Genomic DNA, 26,890 nt, shown 5'->3' with positions numbered 1-26,890 from the left:
TACCATAGAGGGAGCATATCATAAGTTAATTTCAGGTTTTTTCCATGAGGTTACTGTCATGGGCCCCATGTCAAAAACGTGGCAGTAAATTTATTACTAAAATAAGATTAGCATCTTCCATTTATTTATTTTATAAAGGGCTAAATAATGCCTATATTTAACATAAATAAGCTCTTTCCCTGGGATCTTGCATAAGCTAAACCGATCAAAAAATATAGCTATGTTAATAACTATTGTTGATAATGTAATTTTGGTTCAGTATATAAACACTTATTTTTTTACAATGAACCTTCTAATCAACAAAGTTATAAAAAAGCTAAAATAAAAAAGTAGGTGGATTATATGCATCAAGGTCAAGGAAATTTACCGTATATACCATGGAATCAATGGCATCAGCAGCATCCTCATGGCACTTGGCAGCAATGGCATCAGCACTATCCTCATGATAATTGGCAACAGTGGCAGCATCCTCATCACCATGATAATTGGCAGCATCAACAGCACCCTCATCATCATGATAATTGGCAGCATCAACAGCATCCTCATCACCATGATAATTGGCAACAGCAGCACCCATATATTCCTTGGCAGCAATGGCACCAACAACATCCTCATGGCACTTGGCAGCAGTGGCACCAGATGTTTCCTTCTTAATCGTAATATAATAAAAGACGAGGCGAATGCTCACCTCGTCTTTGTTGCTTCATTTCCCACTATTTTCGCAAATTCATTAAGAGTGGTCGAATACTTCACATAAAGTCGTGGCAAAAGATAAAGTTCATCTTTTATGCCCTTTTCATAAAAAGACTCAGGTGTTGTCGTCAATCCGAATAAATAGTACTTTTTCGTTTCATTTATAATATTATCATCCGCAGTTCCATATGGATAAGAAAGTGCTATAACAGGTTTACCCGTAATTTTTTCGATTTTTTCTTTGGATTCTTTTAATTCATATTCTATCTGTTTAATTTTCGTTAAATCAGGATGTGTAGCAGTATGAGACTGAATGGAAATGATTTTTGAATCAGCCATTTTTTTCAAATCTTCTTTCGATAATCGGTTTGATCGGCCAATAAAATCTGAAATCACAAACATCGTGCCAGTTGGTGTAAATTGCTCATTTTTTAATTGTTGGAAGATGGCAAAGGCATTCAAATTATTTTTGTATCCATCATCAAACGTAATAAAAATTGGGTTGTTTACTTTATGTCTATCCTGCCACCGATCAAAAGTTAATAAGGTAAAGTTGTGGTCACGCAAATAAAGCATTTGTTTTTTAAAATTATCAGGTGTTACATACAATTCTTTAGAACCATGTCCATGAAACTCATCGATGGAATGATAAACTAAAATAGGAATTTTACGTTGTGCCAATACTTGTGATGGAAGAATAAAGATAACTAGACAAACAAATGCTACGACAATTTTTTTCATAGAAAAGACAACCTCGCTTTTATTGCTTTTAATAGCTTATTGGTTTATTGTTCCTAAACAAATATATATTATTATTTTTTAAATGCTTTCAAACAAAAAAGCAGATGCTGATTAAACATCTGCCCTTTTCATTATGCTTCTTTACTCGCCAATATTAACCGCTATTCTTCCACTCTCTAACATTCCAGAATTTGTAATAGAAAGATAAAGAGTATCTTTCTGCGGCAATTCAAAGCTGATTTTTGATGATGCTGCTTTAAACTGTTTGGAATATTGTTTTGCACCGTTTGTTGGATACACTTTTATTACATCTCCTTTTTGGATTCCAGTTATAGTAATTTTAGTTTTGTGATTGCTAATAGTTTCTGCCTTTACTTGAGTTTGTTTTAATGGATTTGTTTGTTCCCCTTTATACGAAATGCCTACTCGACTGCTCTCTGTCATCCCTTGTCTTTTATTCGTTATATATATTTTCCCTGATTTTGCGCCTAATTGATTGACCGATAGAGTGATAGTTGTATTTTTAGCCGTTTGGACTGCTAACCGTTTGCCCTTTTTACTTGCATTATAAATGCTAATTTTATCGTTCTTTTTTATTCCTTTAATAATAATTATATCCTTTTTCCCTTTATTATTCGTAACTGCTATCTGATTTTATTTTAATGCGCTGGTCTTTATTTCTTTATTTGCTTTTATATGCTCTTGATGAATAATTTCTGACAAACCGCTGATAATAGTTGGCCCTTTTTTATCCTTTGTTAGAATAACCAATATGTATGGATGTTTGTCTTTTACAATTGCTACATCATTATAAATATTGCTCTCTGGAATCATTCCAACCTTATGTGCAATCGTCACATTTTTGGGAATTCCTTTTGGAATATAGTCATTGTAAATCGTTTTTGTTAAGTATCCTTCTAATTCTTTGCCTAAATTATGAGATTGAGAGAATTTTTGAAAGTACTTCATATAAGCTTCCATATCTTTTGCGGTAGTTACATTAACACCATTTTCGTATAAGTGTTTGCCGCCAAGGGACTTGCAGTATGCAATAAAATTTGATTTGCCAACATAGTTGCGAAGCATAACAAATGCTATATTATCGCTATATACAACAGCATACTTAACAAGCGTTCTGATTGTGTATTTTGTGCCAACTTTATCATATTGAATAATACCGCTTCCTTCATTGTATTCATAGCTATGATAAGTAAGCTTTTTATTTAAGTCTACTTTTCCCTTGGAAGCTTGTTCCATCACATAAGTAACAAGAGGCAGTTTAATCGTGCTCGCAGCCCTAGTTACCTTAGTTGCCTGATACTGAAATGAATCATTATTTGTTGTATTTTCATAATAAACACCCACAATTCCTTTATGTTTTTGGATATAAGATTTAATAGACTTCTCATTAATGTGCTTTGTGGCTGCTGATGCTGAACTAGTAAAAATTGCAGCTAGAAGCACAAAAGATATAAAATACTAAAAAGTTTTTTCATTAGAACCTCCTAAAAATTAGTTTATTAAACTATCATAATAAAATTTCTTTAGTATGAACATAACTTTTAACAATTTTTTCTATATTTATCCTGTACTAACTGACAGTATACCTTCCTAAAAATTAGAGAATATTGGTAGTTAGTAACTTATCTGTAAAAGACTAATATAACGTGAAACTTCTATTTAACCATGAATAAAAAGCCGGAGTATATCATATCCGGCTTTTCGCTTAAATAAATTGATGATGAAATAAGCTGTATAAATTGCAATAATCCGCAAGTTGTATTTTCGCATATCTTGCAGTTTCCAATATATAGTTCCTATCCTAGAAAATCATTCAAACACTTCTTTTTCTGTCAAATACCCATCTTTTATTACAGTTTCTCTAACATTTTCTTTTGTAACACTTATTGGCTCCAGCAAAATAGATGGAACATCTATCTCTCCATTATTAATCTTTTGGTCGGTTTCAATCTTTTCTCCTTTTGCTATTTTCATGGCCATTTCTGCTGATTTAGTTGCAAGCAGATTAATTGGTTTATATACACTCATGGTCTGTGTTCCTTTAACAATTCGGCGTATTGCTTCCAATTCTGCATCTTGTCCAGAAACAGGTACCTTTTTCGCTGATCCAGCCGAAGTTAAAGACTCAATCACTCCTCCAGCAACACCATCATTGGCAGCTATTACTGCATCAATTCTATTATTTTTATTTAAAGCAGTTTTCATATTTTCTTTTGCGATGTTTGGATTCCAGTCCTCTGTAAAATGATCGTAAACAAGCTTTATGTCACCTTTATCAATTAATGGCTGTAAAACTTTCATAGCTCCTTGACGAAATAATACGGCATTATTATCCGACTCTGCTCCGCCAATATAGGCAAAGTTTCCTTTGGATTTTTTTTTGATTAATTCAGATACCTGCAATTCGCCAACCTTCACATTATCAAAAGAAATATAGTAATCTACCTTCGAATTTTTTATTAAACGATCATAAGATATAACCTTCACCTTATTTTGATGTGCTATATCAATAATTTCACTCGCAATATCTGCATTATGTGGAACTACAACTAAAACATCCACACCTTCTTGAATTAACAATTCTGCTTGTTTAACCTGTACATCATCTAGCCCGTTAGCAGCTAAAGTTTTCACTTGTCCGCCTAAATTTTTAACTTCCTCTTCAAATAGTCCTTTGTCTTTATACCATCTTTCGTCCTTTAGAGTATCTAAGATAAACCCAATATAAGGCTTTTTCTCATCAGAGATCAGCTTAATCTCTTCCTCTTTTTTCGTGGAATTATTTGATGGTAAAGAAGAGCACCCTGTAAGTAATAAAGATATTATCGCAATCCATACTATATTTATTGGATTTTCATTTCTTATTTTCATCTATTTCCCTCCCTTCCTTTTTAAGTTAAATCTGGAATTTTTTCATTAGATTATTCATTCGCTCTACCATGCTTGTGAGCATTTTTGCACTATCTGATATATTTTCAATCGATTGATTTTGTTCTATCATTGCAGCTGAAATTTCTTCGGATCCTGCAGCTGACTCTTCTGATATAGCAGCGATATGTTCAATATTTTCATTAATATTTTGACTAGATTGCTGAAATTTATAGAAAACAGTAGAGATACGTTTCACTCCAGTTGACATTTCAGCTACTTTTTCTTTTATTTCAGCAAAATTCTGTCCAGTTTTTTCAATCTTTTTGGATCCTTTATTTACCTGTTCGTATCCATCATGAAGGTTTTCGGCAATCTTTGAAGTCCCTTCTTTTATACTAAACACAAGCTTGGTAATACCTTCTACTGACTGAGTAACTTCTTCTGCCAATTTTCTAACCTCTGTCGCTACAACAGCAAAACCCTTGCCCGCTTCACCTGCCCTTGCAGCTTCTATAGAAGCATTAAGTGCGAGTAGATTTGTCTGTTCTGCGATAGACTTAATTACGTGAACAATTTCGGTAATAGATTGGGTTTTGCTTTCCAGATTCTTTACTTGGTCCACTGATCCACGTACAACATCATTGATCAATTTCATTTGATGCAAGGATTCCTTCATTTGCTTGTCTCCATTAATAGAAACAGCTAATACTTGGTCGGAAAATTGAACTAGTTTTTCACTTTGATTACTTGCGTTTATAATTTCTTCATTAAAGTCTTTCGTATTTTGGGAAATAGCTGCTGCATTATCTGCCTGAGAGCTGGCGCCTTCAGCCATTTCTTCAATCGTTATGGAAACTTGCTCACTTCCAAGCTTCACTTCTTCTGATGATTCAGATAGTGTAGCACTTTGTTTATCTACATCATTAGAGAGCTTGGAAATTTCTGATATCATTTCACGCAAACTTTGCCCCATTTCATTTATTGATTGGGATAGCTGGCCTATTTCATCCTTTCCTCTATAAACTAATTCTTTTGTATTTAAGCGGCCACTTGCAATTTCTTTGCTTTTGTCTACAATGACCTTTAAATTCCCGCTTATTTTTCTGCTTACTAAATATAAGAGAATAAATGAAATGACAATAGAGCCAATAGAAGAAATCAATAGAATCAAATTAAGTACTTCAAGCTTTTCCTTAGCAGCATTTAATGCCTCTTTGCTCATTTCTGTTGAACTGTTTTTTAGCTGGTATCCTAATTTGGATGTTTCTATTTTCATTTCACTTGCAGACTGCTGCAGTTTTTGAAATTCCTCTGTATTAATTTGCTGTACTTTCGGAACAATAGTGCTAAAAAAATATTCATCCAATTTATGATTATTTTCAATCATCTTATTAAACAGCTGCAATTGCTCTTTATTTAAATGTTTTTTTATTTTCTTGGCATTTTCTACAAATTCCTCACTATAATCCAGATATTCATTCAGCTTAGCATCATCTGATATGAGCATATATTCTGGGATCAGCGAATATTTTTCATGATATAAAGTAACTAAATTCCCAGCATAAACGGAAACATCATTTTTCACCATCGTATCCTTCATATTTCTAATAGCATTTTTTATCGATATATCTGTAATAATAATTGCAATCAAAAAAGTGATGGCCATAAATGAAAAGATAGCCATATATTTTCCACCGATTTTTATATTTGTCCATTTAATTTTCTGGAACAAATTTATTCCTCCTAATCTTGAGATGTTATTTTGTAGATATGCTACATCTATTATAAGAATCCATCATATCTCATCTATAGATACTATCGGAGCGTACAATCTGTTATTAACTAACTTTCAATAAAATTTTTAAGCTGAATAACAAACATAATATTCTGTTTATTAATTTAATAGCAGCTCAAAATTAAAAAATCCCTAAAGCTTCTTGCGCTTTAAGGATCTTTTAATTAATAAGGGATAACTTGCTGTCTTTCCCTTAACTTTCGATAATTGACTTTTCGATATTTAGAAGCTGTTTCCACCATCCGCAAAGATGCCTTCTGCGCTTTGGCTGCAAGCTCCCGTTCATTTATACCGACTAAATGCCCATCTTTTACAACCACTTTCCCTCCAACAATAGTAGTATCTACTTGAGATGTTCCTGTAAGAATCGGCAAAGTAGTATCATTATACAAAGCGCCAGCAAATTCTAATCGAGTAGAATCTACCATAAATAAATCAGCAGCTTTGCCTACTTCTAAAGATCCAATTCCATCTTCCCATCCTAAAACTTTTGAGGATCCTCTTGTTGCAATATGCAGACAATCTTCTGCACTTAATGCAGTAGAGCCATGCTGCAATTTATGTAATAAATTCATTACCTTTAATTCCAACAGCATGCTAGAGGCATCGTTAGAAGCGGATCCATCTACACCAAGCCCCACCTTAACTCCTGCTTTTAGCATGTCCATAATTGGAAATGTCCCAGAAGCCAATTTCATATTGCTGCTTGGACAATGAGCAACCCCGCAGCCGCAAGAGCCTATTTTAATAATCTCCTCTTTATTAAAATAGATCCCATGTGCATACCATACATCATTGCCGACCCATCCAGTCTCTTCCATTAATTCTAATGGACGAAGACCCAATCTTTCTTTGCAAAACTGATCTTCATCATGCGTTTCTGCTAAATGTGTATGCATTCTGACACCATAGCTGCGAGCAAGAACAGCAGACTGTGTTAACAAATCTTTGCTAACAGAGAATGGAGAGCATGGGGCAACTCCCACTCTAACCATAGAAAATTTACTGTCATCATGATATTTCTCAATTACACGCATCGTATCTTTTAAAATGGTATCTTCTGTTTGAACTACTTCGTCGGGCGGCAATCCACCTTGAGATCTTCCTAGACTCATGGATCCCCGAGTTGGAAAAAAACGAATTCCTAAATCTGAAGCTGCGCGAATTTCTTCATCTATTAATTCTCCGCTAACACCATTTGGAAAAACATAAAAATGATCTGCAGCAGTAGTGCAGCCACTTTTTAATAATTCTCCTAATCCGACCATTGCACTTAAATAAACATCTTCGGGTCTTAAATAACGCCAAATATCATATAAAGCAAGTAACCAATCAAACAGTTCACAGTCTTGTGCCCATGGAATATTTCTAGTAAATGTTTGATATAAATGATGGTGCGTATTAATTAGCCCAGGATAAACGATTTTCCCATGAGCATCTATTACTGTATCTGCAGCTTCATATGGAATATCTTTTCCAATAGCGATAATTTCTTGACCTTCTATATAAATACTGCCCCCAGGATACTGATTTTTCTCCTTATCCATCGTAATAATATTTCTAGCATTTTTTATTAATAAACTAGCCATGCGTCACCCCAGCTCTTTTTTGAACAGCTTAAATTATTTTATAGTAAAGAATTTAATCCTTTTCCCATTTTCCAGACGAAAAAAAGCACCTTCTAACCCAGCAAGAATAGAATCAAACATCCTTCTTAAAAGCTGACATCTTAAAGACACCTCCTTTTTTAAAAAATTAGAATTTTCAAATATTTCATTTCAGTATAAATTATATTTCTAAGTTTGTCAGTGTAGAAATTTATAATAAAGCAGCCTGTTATTTATGCATACTATACAAAATTCATCAATTATTAACAGGATTTTCCCCCTATTAATTGAAGCTTCACTTTATTATTTTTAAAGAATTCCCCTCCTCCTTATTTTCCTGCAACATTTTGGGAAAACTATTTTTTATTGAATTTAGGAGGTATATTATGACGGCTGAACATATAAAAATTAGTTGTGATACAGAATATGATACATTAAAAAAAGTAGTGCTTGCTCCCCCTACCTTTATGAGTATCAAGGAGCCAATCAATACCATTCAAAAGCGGTATTTTAAAGAGAATATCAATCCAAAAATTGCAGAAAAGCAGCACGACATTTTTGTAGAAACTTTGAAAAAAAATGATATTGAGGTCATTCTTCTCCCTCCTGATGAAATATATCCAGAACAAGTTTTCACTAGAGATATTGGATTCACATTAGGCAAGCATGTATTTGTTTCAGAAATGGCACATGATGTAAGGAAAGGAGAAGAAAATAGCTTTTTAAAATGGTTGAATGAAGTACAGATCACATACACAAATTTAAAAGGGGATAAAATCGAAGGCGGTGATGTGTTAATTGACAGAAACACTATTTACGTAGGCTTGAGCAATCGGACAAATAAACATGCAATTAAGGACTTGCAAGAGTTGATGCCGACTTATGAAGTAATTGATATTCCATTTACCGATACGTTTTTGCACCTAGATTGTGTTTTTAATATTTTATCGCCAACAGAAGCATTAATTTATCAGGGAGAAATTGATAAAAAAAAGGGAAAATACCTTGCCGAGCGTTATAGCTTTATAGAAGTTTCCAAAGAAGAACAAGCAACAATGGGCACAAATGTTTTATCTATTGGGGATAAAAAAATAATTAGTCTGCCCATAAATAAAGGCGTAAATAAAGCATTAGAAAAACGAGGCTATACCGTTATCGAAGTAGATATCTCAGAAATTATCAAGTCAGGAGGGGCATTTCGCTGCTGTACACTTCCAATTCTACGAGAAAAGCCTAGTAAAGGATTAATCGATAAACTTTTTCATTAATAGAAAAAATTAATGGCAGCATATGTGTCTAATACATACTGCCATTTTATTTATCTAACTTCTTTTAACAAATAACAGAATGTTTTTATTTGTCAAAAAACATTCAAAGTCTTCCAATAAAAAAAAGAATTTTAGAGTTAAAATAAGAATAACTTACTATAAACTCAAAGGAGATGTTTAAATGGCAGCATATACAATAGTGGATAAAGATTCCTGTACCGCTTGTGCAGCATGTGGAGCAATTGCACCAGATATCTTTGATTTTGATGATGATGGCAAAGCTGAAGTAATAATAGATCAAAATACAGGAAGTATATCTGTAGATGAAGATCTTTTTGAAGATTTAAAAGAAGCACAAGAAAGCTGTCCAGCACAATCTATTAAAATAGCAGCTGCAGCTTTTTAATAGAGGATTAAAGTTTATAAAGAGAAAATTTAAAATTACTATTAAATAAAGCTAAGGATTTTTTCAATAAACCAATAAAGAAGTCAAAAAGATCCTAAATGGGTCTCTAGGATCTTTTTGACTGGTTTTTATTCTGAAAACAGCCTTTCCATTTTTTCAGCAGGCAAAGGTTGGCTAAAGAAGTCCCCCTGCCCTATATGACAATTATTTTGTTTTAAAAAAATTGCTTGTTGTTTATTTTCTATACCTTCTGCAATGACTTGAAAGCCTAAACGATTGCCTAAATCAATAATTACTTTTACTATTATTTCACCGTTCTTGCCATTATTTATTTCATCAACAAAAGACTTATCAATTTTTAATGTATTAATAGGAAAATGCCTTAAATAATTTAATGAGGAATAGCCGGTGCCAAAATCATCAATAGAGAGGTTTACACCAAGTTCCTTTAATTCATTCATAATAGTGGTGGTCTCTCCTAAATGCTGCATAACGCTTTCCGTTATTTCCAGTTCCAGGTAACTTGCTCTACACTTTGTATTACTTATTATTTGTTCAATTGTTTTTGCAAAGTCTTTATGGCGAAATTGCAGAGCGGAAACATTTACAGCTATACGCATTGGAGAAAATCCTTTTTCTTCCCATTGTTTATGTTGATTGCAAGCTGTTTCAAGAACCCATTTTCCAATAGCAACAATAAGTCCCGTCTCTTCAGCAATAGGAATAAATTCTGCCGGAGAAACAAAACCATATTTAGGATGCTTCCAACGGATTAGGGCCTCTAAACCAATGATTTTATTTGTATTCAGGTCAACTTGAGGTTGATAATAAAGAGTAAATTCCTCATTTTTTATGGCATTTCTCAGTCCATTTTCCAGCTCGAGTTTGCAACTATCCATACTATTTAAGGACGATGTATAAAATTGATAAGTATTTTTCCCTTTTTCTTTGGCAAGATACATGGCAGCATCGGCATTTTTAATCAATTCCTCCGCTACATCCCCATTTTTTGGATATATACTTATTCCTATGCTTGGTGAAATAAACATTTGTCTATCAGAAAGAAAAAATGGCTCTGCTAATTTATCAATAATTTGATCCGATAATCTTGAAATTGCTTCAAGTTTTTTTTCTTGCAAAACAATAATATACTCATCTCCGCCATAACGTGCAAGCATGGAACCTTTAGGCAGACACGCTTTTAATCTTGAAGCTACTTGCTGTAATAAAAAATCTCCATAACTATGTCCTAATGTATCATTTATCATTTTAAAACGATCTAAATCTAAAAACATAACAGCCAGTGTTTGTTTTTCTTTTTTAATAGCAATTAACAATTCATTAAGATAATCAAATAAAAGATTTCGGTTTGGCAACCCTGTCAGAGAATCATAGTAAGCCAGGTAACGGACTTTCTCCTCTGCCCTTTTTCGTTCTGTGATATCTCTTATAATAACTTGTACAGCTTTGTTTTCTTGATAAGTTGTTTGAAATGCCAATGCTTCTACAAATAATCGTGTTCCATCCATTCGATTGATTTGGTAATCATGCAGCTTTGTTTTACCAGTTTCCTCGACTTTCCTTATTTGATTTTCAACATAATTCAAGTCTTCAGAAGACACAAAATCAAGAATATTTTTCCCCACAACTTCCTCTATATATTGAACCCCAGCTAAGCGCAGACCTGCGTTATTCACATAAACAATTTTCCCATCAATATGTATAAATATTGTCTCGGGAGAATATTCCACTAGTTTCCGATAACGCTCTTCACTTTCTATTAGCTGTTTTTCAAACTGTTTCCGTTTTGTAATATCATGAGCAAGCAGAACCATTTTTTCAACTTTACCATTTCCTGAAGCAACAGGAACCACTTTGCCTTCCACTAAAACTTGATTACCTTCTTTACTTTTTAAATAATATTCTACTTCAATCTCTTTTTTAAGCATTATTTCATTCTGAAACCAGTCCTGCATTTTAAACGTATCTTCCGTTTGTATAAAATCAAATAGTTCTTTTCCTTCGTATTCTTCAGATCTGTGTCCTAATAATCTTTCATGGGAGGGAGAAGCATATTTGATATATCCATCTCTATCGGCTACAACAATCAAATCAGACACATTTTCAACAATAAGACGGTAATTTGCTTCATTTTCTATTGTATCTTTAATCATTCTTTGAATTAATTTGTAGTACAATAAAGCGCTTAGTACTATAAATAGACCACCCTTTACAGTACTTATCCATTTCGCGTTCTGCAGGTGATCTTGTAACAGCCAATCTGATATTAAAAGCCATGAAATGCTGATAACTATGTATAAAAGAACAAAACGCCATGCAATTTTTTGAGCCGCTTCCCAATTTCTCCACATTCCTGCCAACCACTTCCTTTCATTCATCAGTATTGTCTAAATTTATATATCAAGCAGCATTCGTTATAATTTCAGTCTACCTACTGCTTTTTATTCTTTTCTAATGAATTTAAAATGCCGCAATCTTACATAAAAATTAATAGCTTACTTAAAAAATAAAGATCTTTATTTTTTATTTTCTTCTTTTTCCAAACTGATATACATTTATATAAATTTCTCCCTTACATAGCCTTTCTTTTAAGCAAAAAAAAACCTCCGTTTATTAAACACAGAAGTCCAAATTAATATACTTTATTTATGCTTGTTTTTTCTTTTTGCTAACCTATTTCCCTAATAATTTCTTTCTCTCTGTCTGGAGCAACAGAAATTCCTGTGGATTCTTCAAAGTTATACAGACTTGCAGGAAGATCTGCGAATCGTTCTAATTCGTTATACGCAGGAATTCCGTGATAAGACATATCCAGTCCTTCTTCTTCTTCCCGTTCACTTGCCCGGAATCCAACTGTTTTTTCACATACTTTTGCAATGAAAACACCGCCGACTAGTCCCCAAACCACTACTGTAGCTGCACCTAAAAGCTGTACAAATAAAAGGGATGCATCTCCTGTTGTAAATAAACCCTCTTTTGCATCAAACAATCCGACTGCAATCGTGCCAAATACACCATTACAACCATGAACGGCAACTGCTCCAACTGGATCATCTACTGTTAGTTTATCCAATAACAGCGTTGCTAGAATTACAATAATGCCGCTGACTGCCCCAATAATAATAGCACTCCACTGTGATACATATGCACAGCCAGCTGTTATTGCAACAAGACCAGACAAGACTCCATTAATGGTCATGCTTGGGTCCGCTTTTCCAAATTTTTTTATCGTAAAAAATAAAGCTGCTGTCCCGCCACTTGCCCCTGCTAGCATAGTGTTAATGGCAATAGATGCTAAAGAAGCATTCGAAGCATCCAATGTACTTCCTGCATTAAAACCGAACCAGCCAAACCATAAAATAAAGGCGCCTGCTGAAGCTAACGGAATATTGCTTGGTGCAAAGACATTTGCGCTGCCATCGGAGTTGAATCTTCCTTTTCTTGGCCCAAGCATTTTTGCCATTGCAAATGCAATAAATCCTCCTAAAGCATGAATTGCTGCAGAACCTGCAAAATCCTTCATCCCAAATCCTTTCAGCCATCCTTCGCTGCTCCAAATCCAATGCCCGGATAATGGATAGATAAGAATGGATATAATTGCCGCTGTAACAATATATGCTTTAAAGTTCATTCGTTCTGCTACTGCACCAGATATAATGGAAATGCAGGCTAACGCAAATCCCATTTGAAAAAGGACAAATGCAGCACTAGGCAATTCAATGGAAAGCTGAATATGCTCAGGATTGCCAAATAAAGAAGTGCCAATAAAACCAAAAGCATCTTTTCCATACATAATGCCGAAACCAATCATCCAAAACGCGATAGCTCCTACTGTTAAATCAACAAAGATCTTCATCGTTACATTCACAGCATTTTTCGTTCGTACAAAACCAGCTTCAAGCAGACTAAATCCGCCTTCCATAAGTAAGACCATTGCAGCAGCAATAACAATCCACACTGTATTTAAATACACTAGTTCCATTTTAGTTAGCTCTCCTTATTTGCTAGATCATCGATATCATAATCTGTTTTGCCTGTTCGAATATTATAAGCTTCCAAAATAGGATGAATAAAAATTTTCCCATCGCCATCTTCCCCTGTTTGTGCAGAAGCAATAATTTCCTTAATAGTACGTTCTACCATATAATCTGATAAGACAATTTCTAATTTTACTTTCGGATGCAATGTTACTTTATAGTTTTTTCCCCGATAAACACCTTGCGTATCCTTTTGTTTTCCTCTGCCAACCACTTGAGATACAGTAAAACCGGTTATTCCAATGTTCTTTAACCCTTTAATTGTCTGTGTAAGTCTTTCAGGTCGAATAATTGCTTCAATTTTTTTCATATATAATTCACCTAGTCTTATTAACTTGTTAGATTTTCTCACATAATAAGTTAAATAATATAACGTATTTTTCTTTGTGTCAATGACAAAAAATTATTTTTTAATTATTTTCTGAATTATTATTTATTAAAAAAACGTGTTTCCAGAGCATTCTGGAAACACGTTGCATTCTCTATCTATTCAACAAGAATAGATACGGCACTATACACTAGTAACAATGTCATCACCATATTAAACTGGAGCGGGTACTTTGCAAGAAAACTTTGAAATAAGGAACCAAACAAACTCCAGCACATCGTTGACATAAATCCAACAAAAGCTAATAGAACTGCAAAAAGTAAAAAACTGAAATTAGAATGGTAAAACGGAAGAATAAATGTAGATACTACTGTAATTCCATATAAAATCCCTTTCGGATTAATAAACTGCAAAAACATTCCAGATAAAAATCCATTCCTATCATTCCCTTCATCACTTTCTTGCTTATGATTGCTTTTTAATATTTTATATGCTAAATACAGCATATAAACAGCACCAAGTATAGACATAAAAAATTGAATTTTCGGAATGAAATTTTTAAGCAGAAGATTAAAATAGCTGCTGCTTAAAATGATAACAAAAAATCCTGCACCTACTCCTAGGCAAAATCTTAATGTTCCCTTAAAACCATACTTATTTGCAGAAAGCATCGCCATTAAATTATTGGGACCTGGAGTAAAACTAGTAATAAACACATAAAGCAAAAAAGATACTATCGGCATTTTGCACCCCTTACTCACAATATGATATAATGACCAAAATAAACGTTATAACGCATATACGTTATATTGTACAAAATAAACTTTATATTGTCCATAAGGAGTTTTTATAGTGGAAGAAATAAATAGGATTATCGGAAGAAACTTAAAGTCTTTTAGGGAAATCAATAAATTAAGTTTAGAACGAGTCGCTGAATTGACCGGAGTAAGCAAAACAATGATCGGCCAAATCGAAAGAGGGGAATCCAGTCCTACCATTACAACCATCTGGAAAATTGCCAATGGCTTAAAAATCTCTTTTACCACCTTAATAAATAATCCAAAGCCAGATGCAAAACTTATAGTAAGAGGGGACGTGCAAGCTTTAACAGCGGATAACGGAAAATATCGTGTGTATCCATACTTCCCTTTCCATGAGGATAGACGCTGTGAAATGTATTCTGTTGAAATTGAAAAAGGCGGGTTTCTTAATGCAAATCCACATCGGGAGGGTACAGAGGAATTTATCATCGTCTTTGATGGAGAATTAACCATTCGCGTCAATAGTGAAGAATACACATTAAAAAGCGGCGATTCCATTACATTTAAAGCAGATAAACCTCATGCATACCATAACTTTGGAGAGTCTCTGACTCGATTAAGCATGACGATTTATTATCCAGCTTAAATAAACAAACTTATTGAATTTAGATCAAATTAAAAAGAAGACTTTCATCAAACAAAGTCTCCTTTTTTTACTTTTACTCATAATACGGATTCAAATGAATCAATACTTCTTCAATATTATCGTGTTTCTTCATTAACTTATTTTTTATTTCCCGAGAAAGGTCATGCCCTTCTTTAATTGTTTTATCATAATCGATAGATATCCGCAGATCGACAAGCACATAATGTCCATGCTCTCTCGCTCTTAGTCTGTCAATTCGTTTTACTTCAGAAAAGCTCGAAATGATATTCGTATAATCAAGGAGCAATTCTGCATTAATATTCCGCTCTAATAAAATATCAAATGCTTCTCCCAACATTTCTTTTGCTATTTTAAAGATCAAATAAGCAACAATTATACTTGCTACTTTATCTCCAAACAATAGAAAACCAATATTAAATTTCGCTCCAAGTATAGATAGCAACACCCCTATTGCAGCTGCTAAAGATGCCACAATATCCGCTTTATGGTCAAACGCGATCGCTTCAATCGCTTTGCTGTTTTGTTCCTTGGCAATTCTCATCGAATATCTATACAAAAATTCTTTTGCTCCATAAGAAATAATGGCAATCCACATTGCAAGTATATTCGGTGAAGAAACAGGATGAAAAAAGCCAACAATCGCTTCGTAAACGACATACAAAGAAACAACTAATAATACAAGACCAACAATTCCCGATACAATTATTTCCGCTTTCCCATGTCCATATGGATGTTCATCATCTGCCGGCTTATTGGCAATCCTTATCACAAGCAGAACAATCACAGATGCGAATACATCCGCAGCCGAGTGAATACCATCTGCAAATACTGCATCACTGTTTGCAGACGATCCAACTATTAGTTTCCCTAACGTTAATATAATATTGCTTATTACACTTATCCAAGCGACTTTTTTCGCCAAAGACTCTCTCGTTGTCAAAACAATAACTTCCCCTCTAAAAAAATCACCTTAGTATCTTAACAGAATCCATTATGGTGGGTCTAGAGAAACAGTGTTGCAACCTATCACACTTCAAGCAAAAGGAAAACAGTTTAAGATACAGCCGAAAAATTTGCCCTAAGGAAAATATGCTCTTTTTTGGAAAGGAATATACGTTTATGATGGTCTACTTTTTATTATGCCAATAATAACCTTTTCCTTTTTTACCCAAAGCAATAATCCAGCATTTTTTGTAATAAGCGGCAATCCTTTGCTGGGCAGCGTCCGCAATGATTCCAGCTCATTATTTATCCATTTCATGCTGAAAAAAATAAAATCCAGCACTGCATTAAAAGGTTTAATGTAAGCGAAAAAGTGGATTAAACTGCCTCTATATTATTATCCCCCGGGGTGCCTAAGGAAAATAACAAAAAAACTCTAACCAGAGAATAATTCTATGGTTAGAGCTTAATTCGGCTTCGGCATTTCAAATACTTGCCCTTAATGTTCCAACTGCGGCGGCAGCTTCTTAAATCCACTTGTTCTTGCTGCTAAAAACGCAATTCCCATAATCAGCCAAACTGTTCCCAGAATTATTGCCAATCGATCCATCCCAGACCATACATATGCAATAACAATAAAGCCTAGCAGCGGGAGTGCCAAATAGCGGAAATGTCGCCACCCTGCTGGTTTCCAATTTTTTTCGTAATTTAAACTTAACGGAGCTTCTCCTTTTTTCTTTACATAATATAGCCATATAACAGATAAATTCAGTGCTGCAAATCCAAAAAACGCTCCATAGTTAACTAAGTTAGAAATGGTGCCTAAATCCACTGTATTTCCTAAGATAAACTCAATTGCTACTATGATAATGATATTAAAATGAGGAGTTTTAAATCGTTTGTTTATTGCAGCAAATATCCCCTTTGGCAGAAGACCGTCTCTTCCCATCCCATAAAGCAGCCTAGCACCAGCCGCAGTTGCGACTAAATTGAAGATAGCCAACGAACTTAAGAATCCTGCCGTATAAAACAAAGCAAATCCTTCTCCACCTGTTATAACTGAAACTTGGTATAAAACGGTATTCATCCAGTTTTCATCCGCAATATGATTTCTCCAATCAGGAATAACAAGCATGGCAACATAACTGCATACAACCATTGTCACTAAACCTATCCCGATACACATAAAGATCGCTTTAGGAATATCTCTTTTTGGATTGCGCGTTTCTTCAGCCAATGTTGTGATCGCATCAAATCCTAAGAAACTCAAAACAGCAAGCGACGTGGCACCAAGCAATCCTGACATACTATCAAACTGAAAAGGCTGTGTACTTAAAAGCGCTCCAACCCCGACACCATCTGAATATACTGCTTTTCCCCAAACTAATATGCAGCTCCACACTACGAATTCTCCTAATATTAAGAACCACAGGCCCATTTTTGACATTAATTCAATTCCAAATAAATTCAATAAGCCAATACCTACGGAAAATATCCCTAATAATATCCAAAAGGGAACATTAGGAAAATATTCTTGGACAAGATATGCTGCACTTACAGAAGTGATTGTTGGGATCAGCACATAATCTAGCGTTACGACCCAGCCCGCTAAAAAACCAAAATGGGGATTCCATCCTCTTCCCACATAACTGTAAACAGAACCTGCTAGAGGAAAATTCCTTACCATTGTCGCATAACTGAATCCTGTAAGAAGCATTGCAATTCCAGCAAATAAAAAAGGAAGAGCAACCGTTCCTCCAGATGTAGATAAAAGGACTCCAAAAATGACGGCCGGCGCCAATGGCAGCATATAATTCAAGCCAAAAGCTGTAAGCTGAACCACATTCATGGATCCTTTCAATTCTTTTTCATAACCAAAATCCTTTTGAACCAAGTCATTTTCTACAATATGTTTTTCTTGCAACTCCATAAAATTCCTCCTAAACAGTATTTTATCTTCTATCATTTATTAAGTAGATTCTAATGGAGTAAATTAGTGAGATTGATGGTTATGAGTCATCGTTTCTTTCTCTTGTTGCGAAGTATCAAAATCAATGGATTCCACTAAAGCAATTGCACCGATTAAGAATAAATTAAAGCTGAACGCTAAATAAAAAGGAGCCTTTTTGCTTTTAAGAACAATTTGCTGTTTCGATAATGACTCTTTTGTTTTCATTAGTAACATAAGGTAAAAACTAATAAGATAGATAAAATCTATTGCAAACACCATAAAAACAACCTCAGAAGAAGCAAGCATAACACCTAGCATTGCTCCCATCATCGCTCCCATAAAACTTGAAGCTGCCGCCTCTATTATTCCATTTATTCCAAATGGCAGACCGATGAGAATAGCTACTATTGCACTTATTACAATAGAAGCAACCGTTGCAAGCGCTAAACGATCAGGTATCCATAACGCAACTGCCAGTCCAATTGTTACACTGCCGGTCATTCCCAATAGCATCGGAATACATCTAGTAATTGTACTATTAGTTTTATCAAAGTTTTTGCGGGAAGTAAGAAAAAAATAAATACTATAGCTTATAACCATCAATAAACTAAAGGTAAGCATTATAACACCTCCTGTTTCTTTTTTTAAAAAGGAGAGGAAACCGAGTCCATCTCCTTTTTGACTGTTAAATTATTTATTGCAAGATGAACCTGTTTTGCTGTGACAAGCAGCTGATTTTGGTGTTGGACGAGGAAGATCTAGGGCAGGGTTACGGTCAAAAAATCCAACAGGTTTTAATTGAAAATTAATGTAAGCCGTTGGCATGACAGGCCAATCTTCTGGTCTTGTAATATGATGATGTCCCATTGTATACCAAACAACGATATCTTCATTGTCAATATTGCGGTTTGCAGCAATATATTTCGGAAGCCCTTCTCCTCCCTTATGCTGGTTAGGATAATCTCCTGTCGCATATTTTTCTTGTGCATCATATTTTGTCACATGCAATTGATGTTTTAAGAACCCCGCTCGTTTCATTACACTAGAATTTTCTCTTGCAAACGGAAGACAATTTTCCCCTGGCATAATTTTATAGCCTACAGGTGTCCCAACTGCATTTAAAGAATTAGGATTAATGATTTTCCAAGTGCGCTGTGTTGCTATATCCAGATTTCTTTGTGCTTCCTGTTCTGTTTTAAATATTTTCGATTTTACATAAAAAGCATTGCTATGTGGATTTTCCGGACCTTCTTCTTCTGCGACTGTATAGCTTTCCACTACAGAATTTTCCACACCATCCAACATCGTATCTAAACGGAAGTTAAAGAAGTGTTGATGAAAAGCAGCATTTAATTTCGGGGCAATTTCTGTTCCATATTTTGATTTTCCAATCTCATCATACGTACCAGTGTTTAGCATGCCAGTTAATTTAACTTCGTTTTCAATTGTTCCATCTTGATAAAAGCTCCAGTAAAATCCATAGTCATAATTCCCTACAGTACAGAAGAAAGAAAGGACAAGTCTGCGGGAACGTCTTACTTCCACTTGTTCTGTTCTCCAGTCAGTATGCTTCCAAGCAATGCCATAATCTTCTTCATGAAGACATACTGCGTTCGGAATTGTTCTTGCATTTCCTTTGCTGTCTGTCATCACTGCATCAAAATAGCGGATTTCTCCTAAACAGTCACAGCCTAATGCCAATGAATTTGCAAGCTGTCCCATGCCGTATTCTCCTGCATCAAAAGCATTTTGCGTATTATGAGCAAAACTTCCATCCGCATATGGAACAACCATTTCTGATAATGCTGCACGATAAAGGATTGGGCGAATTTCCCCTCTGTCCTCATAACCAACTGTATGCAGCACTAGCCCTTCTCTTGGAGTAAATCCAAAACGAACATGCCATTTTTGCCATTTAATATAATGGCCTTCAATTTCAAAACTTGGTCCTTCTGGCTGAATAATTTCCAGCGGCTTTAAGTCTGTCCGCAGCTTAATAGAATCAGATGTTTCAGGGGAATAGTTCGCATCAGTCGGCGGCATTTCCCGAATGCCATGGTCTTCAAAACGATGCACCGTCATTTTATTCAAATCAACATAGACAACAATTCCCGTTAAGGGGTAAGCATATCCATTGTCATTCGGGAATTTTCGTACCCAGCAGATTGCTCTTGCAAGACGTATCCCTTCATCTTCTTCTACCCCAAAGTTTCCTGCTGACCAAGGATCAACCATTACTAAATCAAAATTAGTAATGCCTCTTTTTAGCAATGCTTCTTGAAATTCAGGACAGTTTTTTACTACTTCTTCGCACTCTTCAAACTCATCCAGCATCACACCTGGCTGTACTCCCTCAATATGTTCCCAGTAAGTTACCGCTTTATTGGTAATAGAAACTACGGCTTCATAGGTTTCTTCTGTTTCATTATCAAGAAGAACAATAAATGCTTCCCTATTTATTTGATCTCCCTTTTGATAATTTAAAACAATATGTTTATCTGGTTCATGAAGAACAACAGATACAAATCGAACTTTTCCATGTAAATTCTTCTCTTTTTTGATAATAGCTACCGCCTCTGTTATTTCACCTGCAGTCAGTGGTTCTAACGGATGTAGAATAGTATTTATTTGTTGTGTTTGCATGATTGTTTCCTCCTCTTGATTGATTATTCATAATATACTAAAAATTAATACTATTAACATTGTAAAAAACGGAACAATGTGATATTTTTTTACATACCGAGTAACTTTTTCGAACATACACTTACATAAATCACTTAGATATGTTATATTTTTTCTAATTAAAAAGGTTCAGTCAGGAATGTTAACCTATAAAAGGAGTATGAAAAATGAAAGGAAAAAGCAATATTATTTTTACCCCTTCTCAACCTGAATTGAAATTTAGCAGTCAAAACTATATAGAATATTGTCCTCAAAATCTCATACGCTCTGAAGTTTCCCTTTTTTATCAATTCACAATAGACAGACATGATGAAGGCTTTTTGCAGGTCATTCCTGATGGGTGCTTTGATTTATTGTTCTGCACGCATCCTATTCATCCTTTTGCTGTAATAGCAAGCAGTCCCAATCAGCGCTGCATCTATAATTTTCAACCAGATTGTGAATATTTTGCTGTTAGATTCTACCCTGAACAGAACTCCCTGCCATTTGCTATTCCTTTAAAAGAACTAATCCAGCAGCAACAAGTTCCGCTATTTGATGTGGTAAACTTACCTTCTTTTTTATTAGAAAAAATCGCAAGTTTTCCCAACTTTCAGGAAAGAGTCAAATGGTTTCAACATTTTTTACATACAATCCAACAAAAATCTGACTACACACATAATTTGGTCTCCCATTGTATAAAGAAAATATACTCCTCAAACGGGGCTATAAATATAAAAGAACTCTCAACAGAAACAGGTTATTCTGATCGTTATATCCGCAAGAAATTTGAAGAAACTATTGGCTTTTCTCCAAAAAACTTTAGTCAGATTGTTAGATTGCAATATTCTATAAACGAAATTTTAAATGTTACCTCCCCTATGGAAGATAAAATGGATTATGGCTTTTTCGACCAATCTCATTTTTATAAAAACTTTAAAAAACATATGGCATTAACACCCAAGCAGTTTAGAGAGAAGTTTTATATGGAAAAATAACAAGTTAAAAGCTAAAAGCAGCCAGTAGTTTGGTAGCTGCTTTTAGCTTTTACTGCTTATCGGGAGAAAGAAAATAAGGTAAGATACTATTAGCAAAGGGGGAAATTGACCAAATGAAAAAGCTGCAGAAAACAGCCAAAACAAAAAGAAGTGAAATTGCATACACTCATATACAAACTGGAGGAAATCAAGTGTGCTTTATGTTTTCTGGATTAGGCTACCACTATGATAAACCTCTTTTCTATTATTTAATAATGCTAATGATCGAATCTAAAATAGATGTAGTGCAAGTGCATTACTCCTATCAAAGAGATTTTTTGCAGCTAGATTCTAAAAGAGTAACGGAAGAAATGCTAAATGACGTCACACCTGTTGTTTCAGAAGTTCTTCAGCATAACAGCTATCAAAATACATTATTTGTTGGTAAATCTCTTGGTACCATTCCCATTGTTAATGGATTCATGCAAAATGATAGATTTGCAGAGGCTACAATGATCCTCCTTACTCCTTTATTAAAATTAGATGAAATTGCTAATTCTATCGCTGCAAGTAAACATAATGGATTACTTGTCATTGGCGACAAAGATCAGCACTTTGATGAAAAATGTTTAAATCAGCTAGAAAAAACAAACTTTCATTCTTTAATTATTAAGAATGGAAATCATTCTTTAGATGATGTCAACAATGACTCATTGGCATCAATCCAGTCAATGAGTATTATTATTAAAAATTTGCAAAAATTAACAATTGCTCTATAGATACACGCCAAAACGCAGGAAAGCAATAAAAGCCTTCCTGCGCTTCTTTTTATTATGCTGTTCCAAACGTAATTCCTGACTCTTTCAGCATTTTGCGGTAGGCAATGCTAAGTCTATCGCATACTAAATGCAATTCTGCCTGTAAATCAAGAGGCAAAAGTTCTGGCTGTTGATTTTCCACAATTATTTGATCTTGTTCAATTAATATATTTTGAAAATCAATAAACACTTTATCTTCTTCCTCTAATGCATAATTTCGCTCCATTAGCATAAAGGCTGTACTTTTATCTTCTGATTCCGGCAAGACGATAAGAAAAAGATTAAAGTAATCTTCTGACTCATCCATTCTCTTGGTAAATGATGCACAGAGAGGATTGAATACTTTATACGTGTATCTGGAACTTATCCCATATCCTCTACCATCTGGGTCTGGCTGGTATACTTCAATTTCATCCGTTACAAGTCCCCCCTCCAATTGATAAACATGGTAATCACTTACTTCAGAATACTCCCTATCTCCTAACAACCCTTCATGTACATACATTAAATGGGACACATCAAGAAAGTTTTCTACTACTCTAGGACCTGCCGCATTCATTTTGTATGGTCCCATTTTTACTCTAACGAGTTTTGGATCATCGAATGTTTCTGTTCCTATCACTGGTTTTTTCTGAGCAGGCTCTCCCAGACAAACCCAAACAAATCCATATGCCTCTATACAAGAGTAGACTGCCGTTTTCGCTTTTGCCGGAATCGCTCTATTTTCTGGCAAGGATGGAATATGTGTACATCTTCCATTATGATTATATGTCCAGCCATGGTATGGGCATATAATCTCATCATCCACTACTTTTCCAAGTGACAATGCAACCCCTCTATGAATGCATAAATCTTTAAACGCATGCACTCCATGAGTTGTTCGAAATACCACCACTTTTTCCCCAAGGACTTGAATAGATACAGGCTGATCTTTTAAATCTTCCGCTATTATAACAGGATGCCATTGCTGAATTAAAACTGCATCTTGTACTAACATAGTAGACATCCTCTCCTTTATTCCGGAATTTCCCCTTTAATTCCATCTACGAACCAGTTCATACTAAGAATATCTTTCACAGATAACTCTTTGCCATCAGCAACTTTTTCTTTTCCATTTTGATCCTTAATTGGTCCTTTAAATACAGTAAATGTTCCATCTTTCATTTCTTGTTTTTTCTCATTCACTAAATCTTGAACATCCTTCGGCACATTTTTCCCAAATGGAGCTATATCCACCATTCCTTCTTTTAATCCGCCTAAAGTAGCTTCTGATTTCCAAGTTCCATCTACCACACTTTGAACTACATCAATATAATAGTCTCCCCAATTTAGTGTTGGATTTGTAATATACGTTTCAGGAGCATATTTATTCATATCGGAATCATTTCCCATTCCCCAAACTTTACGTTCTGCTGCTGCTTGAATTCCGGCTGGAGAATCTTGATAGTTTGCTAAAACAGATACCCCTTGATCTAAAAGACTGACAGCAGCTTGTCTTTCTGTCGCTGGATCAAACCAAGTATTGCTCCATACAACAGAGATTTCAGCGTCAGGATTTACACTTTGCGCCCCTAAAGTAAATGCATTAATCGTATAAATAACCTCAGGAATCGGGAATGCCCCTACATAGCCAATTTTATTATTTTCTGCTAATTTCCCTGCAGCAATTCCTGCTAGATAACCAGATTCATAGCCTTTCCCCTGATATGTACCCATATTATCTGCTCTTTTATATCCTGTCGCATGCATAAATACAACATCTGGATATTTTTTTGCAACATTATAGGTTGGATCCATGTATCCAAAACTTGTCGTAAAAATAATATCATTCTTTTGGGCAAGCTCTTCAATTACTCGTTCTGCATCTGTTCCTTCTGGGACATTTTCCACAATCGTAGATTTGATGCCAAATGTTTCATCCACCAATTTTCTGCCTTTATCATGTTCAAATGTCCAGCCCCCATCGCCAGGAACACCAATATATACAAAAGCTACTCTTGGCTTTTCTTTTTTCTCTTTTTGGCCGCTTGCCGCTCCTGATTTTTCTTCTTTTGTCGAGGATGCTTGTGAACAGCCTGTAATAAGTGCTAAAGCTAACATTAGTACAAATAATAGATTTATCTTTTTCAAGTTGTTTCCCCCTATTAATTTTAAAATCTATTTTTGAAAAATAGCTCTGTAAAAACCTTTTTTACAAATGAATCAAACTCATTTTAGCCAAACCTTCAATTTACCTTCTAAAAAGGCGGCACCACATCCTTTCAGTGGGAATACTTATTAAAATCTTTGTTCCCTAAAATATGGAATTCCCAATGATTTAGGTTCTAATGGTGGTTTTTTTCGGTTTTTCCAGCCTATAAACATTAAGACAAAGATTGTTGCAAGATATGGAATCATTTTTAGAAAATAAGATGGGATTCCTATATCAAATAGTTGGATACGAAAGCCTAACGCATCCAAGCCCCCAAAGAAATAGGCGCAAAAAATCGCTAATAGAGGATTCCACCTGGCAAAGATAATAAGAGCAATGGCAATCCATCCTCTTCCTGCTGTCATCCCTTCAATCCAGTTTGGAGAATACACCATAATTAAATAAAATCCAGCAACTCCCATCAGCATGGACCCTGCAATAATATGGAAATACCGAAACTTCATAACCGAAATGCCCATAACATCCGAAGTAGTGGGACTATCGCCAACTGCTTTTAAATGCAGTCCCCACGAGGTCTTGAACATATAGATATATAAAAGAATACTTAGTAGAATACTAACCCAAATAAATATATCTAAATGAGAAAAAATTCTCCCGATAAATGGAATAGGCTCGAGGAATGTTAAATGAACTTTAGGAACGGATACAGACAATGCTTCTCCTGCCACTGATTTTCCTAAATAAGCGCTAAATCCTGTCCCAAACAAAGTAATGGCTAAACCGCTGACTATTTGGTTTGCCCGTAATGTGACACACAAAAATGCATGAATCAGCCCTAAACTGCCTGCTGCTAAAAGAGCTGCCAATAGGGAAAAAACCAAACTTTTTGTATGTACAAATGTAATACAAGAGATAACAGCACCAATCAGCATAATCCCTTCTGTCCCTAAATGAATGACACCAGCTTTTTCGCTTAAAATTCCTCCTAATACAGCAAATAATAAAGAGGAGCCTGCTGAAATGGCTGCCGCAATAATTAATACACCTATTTCCACTTAAAATCCCCACCTTTCAAAGCCCATTATTCGTTTATGCTTTTTTCCATTTAAAACGGTATTTGCTTAGCATTTCTCCGCCAATTAAACAAAAAAGAATAGCACCTTGCAGCATAAGCGACATGGAACTTGGCAATCCGATTGTTTGAACACTAAATCCTCCTACTGTTAATCCGCCAATAAATATGGAAGTGACAACCATTGCCCAAGGATTTAGTTTTGCGAGCCAAGCAACGATAATAGCTGTATATCCATAACCAGGAGAAATTCCATACATAAGACGATGGGCAACTCCAGATACTTCAATCATTCCTGCAAGTCCTGCTAATCCACCGCTGATTATCATAACAATAAGAATATGTTTATCGATGCGAATCCCAGCAGAAGCAGCAGCAGAAGGATTGGCGCCAAGAAGTTTTAATTCATAGCCCCATTTTGTTTTTGCTATTGTAAAAGCAAATAATAGAACCATCACAAAGGCAACGATTAACCCTATATGCAGTCTTGTTCCTCCAATATTTGCAAGCATTTGAAATGGAGTAAACATCGGTGTGCCGGGAAAATTAAATCCCTCTGGATCACGCCAAGGACCAAATACAAAATAGTCCAACAGTAATAAAGCAACATAATTCAGCATCAAAGAAGTAATTAATTCATTTACTTGAAAATAGGTGCGTGGTATAGCCGTTAACACTCCCCATAAGCCGCCAGCCAACATTCCTGCTGCAACCATTAACGGAAGATAGAGAGATCCTGGCAAATTAGGAAAATAAATAGTGACCGCTGTAGCACCAATTGCTCCTAATACAAATTGTCCTTCTGCCCCAATATTCCAAATGGAAATTCTATAGGCAATGGCAACTCCTAAACCGCATAAAAGAAGGGGAATTGCTTTTATCAGCGTTTCACTTATGCCAAAACTTGAACCAAATGCTCCTTTTAGCATTTTTCCATAAATAATAAATGGGTTCATGCCATTTAACGCAATAAATATTGCACAAAGAAATAGTGCAACAATAATAGAAGCAATTGGCACTAAAAAGCTCCCAGACTTTTTTAATGGATCATATTCAAAAGAAAAAGGTAGGAATGAAAGGGGATTTTTCTGTTTTGGCATA

The 26,890-nt window shown here is 34.9% G+C and carries 25 protein-coding genes; 5 read left to right on the top strand and 20 right to left on the bottom strand.

What is annotated here, in order from left to right; translation table 11 throughout:
• Positions 1-316: 316 nt before the first annotated feature.
• From CWS01_RS22235 to CWS01_RS04790, 7 genes are all read right to left on the bottom strand, one after another.
• On the bottom strand, positions 317-688 hold the full coding sequence (locus CWS01_RS22235) for a hypothetical protein (RefSeq protein ID WP_157827543.1): 372 nt from the start codon (positions 686-688) through the stop codon (positions 317-319).
• A complete protein-coding gene (locus tag CWS01_RS04815) occupies positions 685-1,434 on the bottom strand; it encodes a polysaccharide deacetylase family protein (RefSeq protein WP_101175914.1) in 750 nt (249 codons plus the stop codon). The genes CWS01_RS22235 and CWS01_RS04815 overlap by 4 nt, the downstream gene beginning before the upstream one ends.
• A gap of 141 nt (positions 1,435-1,575) precedes the next feature.
• The gene (locus CWS01_RS04810; protein ID WP_101175913.1) at positions 1,576-1,878 is read right to left on the bottom strand and encodes a hypothetical protein; all 303 of its coding nucleotides are present in this window, start codon (positions 1,876-1,878) and stop codon (positions 1,576-1,578) included.
• 210 nt (positions 1,879-2,088) lie between these two features.
• Positions 2,089-2,898, bottom strand: coding sequence for a serine hydrolase (locus CWS01_RS04805; protein WP_157827541.1), 810 nt, complete (start codon positions 2,896-2,898; stop codon positions 2,089-2,091).
• 366 nt (positions 2,899-3,264) lie between these two features.
• Positions 3,265-4,326 carry a sugar ABC transporter substrate-binding protein gene (locus CWS01_RS04800; RefSeq protein WP_101175911.1) on the bottom strand — a complete coding sequence of 354 codons (1,062 nt, stop codon included), beginning with the start codon at positions 4,324-4,326 and terminating at the stop codon, positions 3,265-3,267.
• 25 nt (positions 4,327-4,351) lie between these two features.
• Positions 4,352-6,058: a methyl-accepting chemotaxis protein gene (locus CWS01_RS04795; protein ID WP_235851972.1), complete on the bottom strand. Its 1,707-nt coding sequence runs from the start codon at positions 6,056-6,058 to the stop codon at positions 4,352-4,354.
• A 227-nt stretch (positions 6,059-6,285) separates the two neighbouring features.
• The gene (locus tag CWS01_RS04790) at positions 6,286-7,710 is read right to left on the bottom strand and encodes an 8-oxoguanine deaminase (protein ID WP_101175910.1); all 1,425 of its coding nucleotides are present in this window, start codon (positions 7,708-7,710) and stop codon (positions 6,286-6,288) included.
• 404 nt (positions 7,711-8,114) lie between these two features.
• On the opposite strand from CWS01_RS04790, the gene CWS01_RS04785 reads away from it, so the two are divergent.
• Both CWS01_RS04785 and CWS01_RS04780 read left to right on the top strand, forming a co-directional pair.
• Positions 8,115-8,996: a dimethylarginine dimethylaminohydrolase family protein gene (locus tag CWS01_RS04785; protein WP_101175909.1), complete on the top strand. Its 882-nt coding sequence runs from the start codon at positions 8,115-8,117 to the stop codon at positions 8,994-8,996.
• Positions 8,997-9,177: 181 nt separating this feature from the next.
• Positions 9,178-9,402 (top strand): ferredoxin, encoded by a 225-nt coding sequence (locus CWS01_RS04780; protein ID WP_101175908.1) that lies wholly within the window; start codon positions 9,178-9,180, stop codon positions 9,400-9,402.
• A 128-nt stretch (positions 9,403-9,530) separates the two neighbouring features.
• Here the strand turns inward: CWS01_RS04780 and CWS01_RS04775 are convergent, their stop codons facing one another.
• From CWS01_RS04775 to CWS01_RS04760, 4 genes are all read right to left on the bottom strand, one after another.
• Positions 9,531-11,774 (bottom strand): sensor domain-containing protein, encoded by a 2,244-nt coding sequence (locus CWS01_RS04775; RefSeq protein WP_168714356.1) that lies wholly within the window; start codon positions 11,772-11,774, stop codon positions 9,531-9,533.
• 317 nt (positions 11,775-12,091) lie between these two features.
• Complete coding sequence (locus CWS01_RS04770) at positions 12,092-13,405, bottom strand: ammonium transporter (RefSeq protein ID WP_101175906.1); 1,314 nt, start codon at positions 13,403-13,405, stop codon at positions 12,092-12,094.
• A gap of 5 nt (positions 13,406-13,410) precedes the next feature.
• Entirely contained in the window at positions 13,411-13,770 is a 360-nt protein-coding gene (locus CWS01_RS04765) for a P-II family nitrogen regulator (RefSeq protein WP_101175905.1), read from the bottom strand.
• Between the two features lie 176 nt (positions 13,771-13,946).
• Positions 13,947-14,531, bottom strand: coding sequence for a LysE family transporter (locus CWS01_RS04760; protein WP_101175904.1), 585 nt, complete (start codon positions 14,529-14,531; stop codon positions 13,947-13,949).
• A 109-nt stretch (positions 14,532-14,640) separates the two neighbouring features.
• Between CWS01_RS04760 and CWS01_RS04755 the strand changes: the two genes are divergently transcribed.
• Positions 14,641-15,195: a helix-turn-helix domain-containing protein gene (locus tag CWS01_RS04755; protein WP_101175903.1), complete on the top strand. Its 555-nt coding sequence runs from the start codon at positions 14,641-14,643 to the stop codon at positions 15,193-15,195.
• 73 nt (positions 15,196-15,268) lie between these two features.
• On the opposite strand, the gene CWS01_RS04750 is transcribed toward CWS01_RS04755, so the two are convergent.
• The 5 genes from CWS01_RS04750 to CWS01_RS04735 form a co-directional block, all read right to left on the bottom strand.
• Complete coding sequence (locus CWS01_RS04750; protein WP_101175902.1) at positions 15,269-16,156, bottom strand: cation diffusion facilitator family transporter; 888 nt, start codon at positions 16,154-16,156, stop codon at positions 15,269-15,271.
• A 177-nt stretch (positions 16,157-16,333) separates the two neighbouring features.
• Positions 16,334-16,477: a hypothetical protein gene (locus tag CWS01_RS22230; RefSeq protein ID WP_157827540.1), complete on the bottom strand. Its 144-nt coding sequence runs from the start codon at positions 16,475-16,477 to the stop codon at positions 16,334-16,336.
• 180 nt (positions 16,478-16,657) lie between these two features.
• Entirely contained in the window at positions 16,658-18,088 is a 1,431-nt protein-coding gene (locus tag CWS01_RS04745; RefSeq protein WP_157827539.1) for an APC family permease, read from the bottom strand.
• Between the two features lie 63 nt (positions 18,089-18,151).
• Positions 18,152-18,730, bottom strand: coding sequence for a hypothetical protein (locus tag CWS01_RS04740; protein ID WP_101175900.1), 579 nt, complete (start codon positions 18,728-18,730; stop codon positions 18,152-18,154).
• A 69-nt stretch (positions 18,731-18,799) separates the two neighbouring features.
• Positions 18,800-20,752 (bottom strand): primary-amine oxidase, encoded by a 1,953-nt coding sequence (locus CWS01_RS04735; protein ID WP_101175899.1) that lies wholly within the window; start codon positions 20,750-20,752, stop codon positions 18,800-18,802.
• A gap of 206 nt (positions 20,753-20,958) precedes the next feature.
• Between CWS01_RS04735 and CWS01_RS04730 the strand changes: the two genes are divergently transcribed.
• Entirely contained in the window at positions 20,959-21,768 is an 810-nt protein-coding gene (locus tag CWS01_RS04730) for an AraC family transcriptional regulator (RefSeq protein ID WP_101175898.1), read from the top strand.
• A 113-nt stretch (positions 21,769-21,881) separates the two neighbouring features.
• Positions 21,882-22,526 (top strand): alpha/beta family hydrolase, encoded by a 645-nt coding sequence (locus CWS01_RS04725; protein ID WP_101175897.1) that lies wholly within the window; start codon positions 21,882-21,884, stop codon positions 22,524-22,526.
• 52 nt (positions 22,527-22,578) lie between these two features.
• On the opposite strand, the gene CWS01_RS04720 is transcribed toward CWS01_RS04725, so the two are convergent.
• The 4 genes from CWS01_RS04720 to CWS01_RS04705 form a co-directional block, all read right to left on the bottom strand.
• Entirely contained in the window at positions 22,579-23,562 is a 984-nt protein-coding gene (locus CWS01_RS04720; protein ID WP_101175896.1) for an aromatic ring-hydroxylating dioxygenase subunit alpha, read from the bottom strand.
• A gap of 17 nt (positions 23,563-23,579) precedes the next feature.
• Positions 23,580-24,695 (bottom strand): BMP family ABC transporter substrate-binding protein, encoded by a 1,116-nt coding sequence (locus CWS01_RS04715; protein WP_235851971.1) that lies wholly within the window; start codon positions 24,693-24,695, stop codon positions 23,580-23,582.
• 147 nt (positions 24,696-24,842) lie between these two features.
• Entirely contained in the window at positions 24,843-25,772 is a 930-nt protein-coding gene (locus CWS01_RS04710) for an ABC transporter permease (protein ID WP_101175895.1), read from the bottom strand.
• A gap of 34 nt (positions 25,773-25,806) precedes the next feature.
• Positions 25,807-26,889: an ABC transporter permease gene (locus CWS01_RS04705; RefSeq protein WP_407938535.1), complete on the bottom strand. Its 1,083-nt coding sequence runs from the start codon at positions 26,887-26,889 to the stop codon at positions 25,807-25,809.
• Between the last annotated feature and the right edge of the window lies 1 nt (position 26,890).

It is taken from the genome of Niallia nealsonii (assembly GCF_002835805.1).
Taxonomy (GTDB): Bacteria; Bacillota; Bacilli; order Bacillales; family Cytobacillaceae; genus Niallia; species Niallia nealsonii.
Note: the sequence above shows the minus strand (reverse complement) of the source record. Positions and strands in the feature narration are given on the sequence as shown.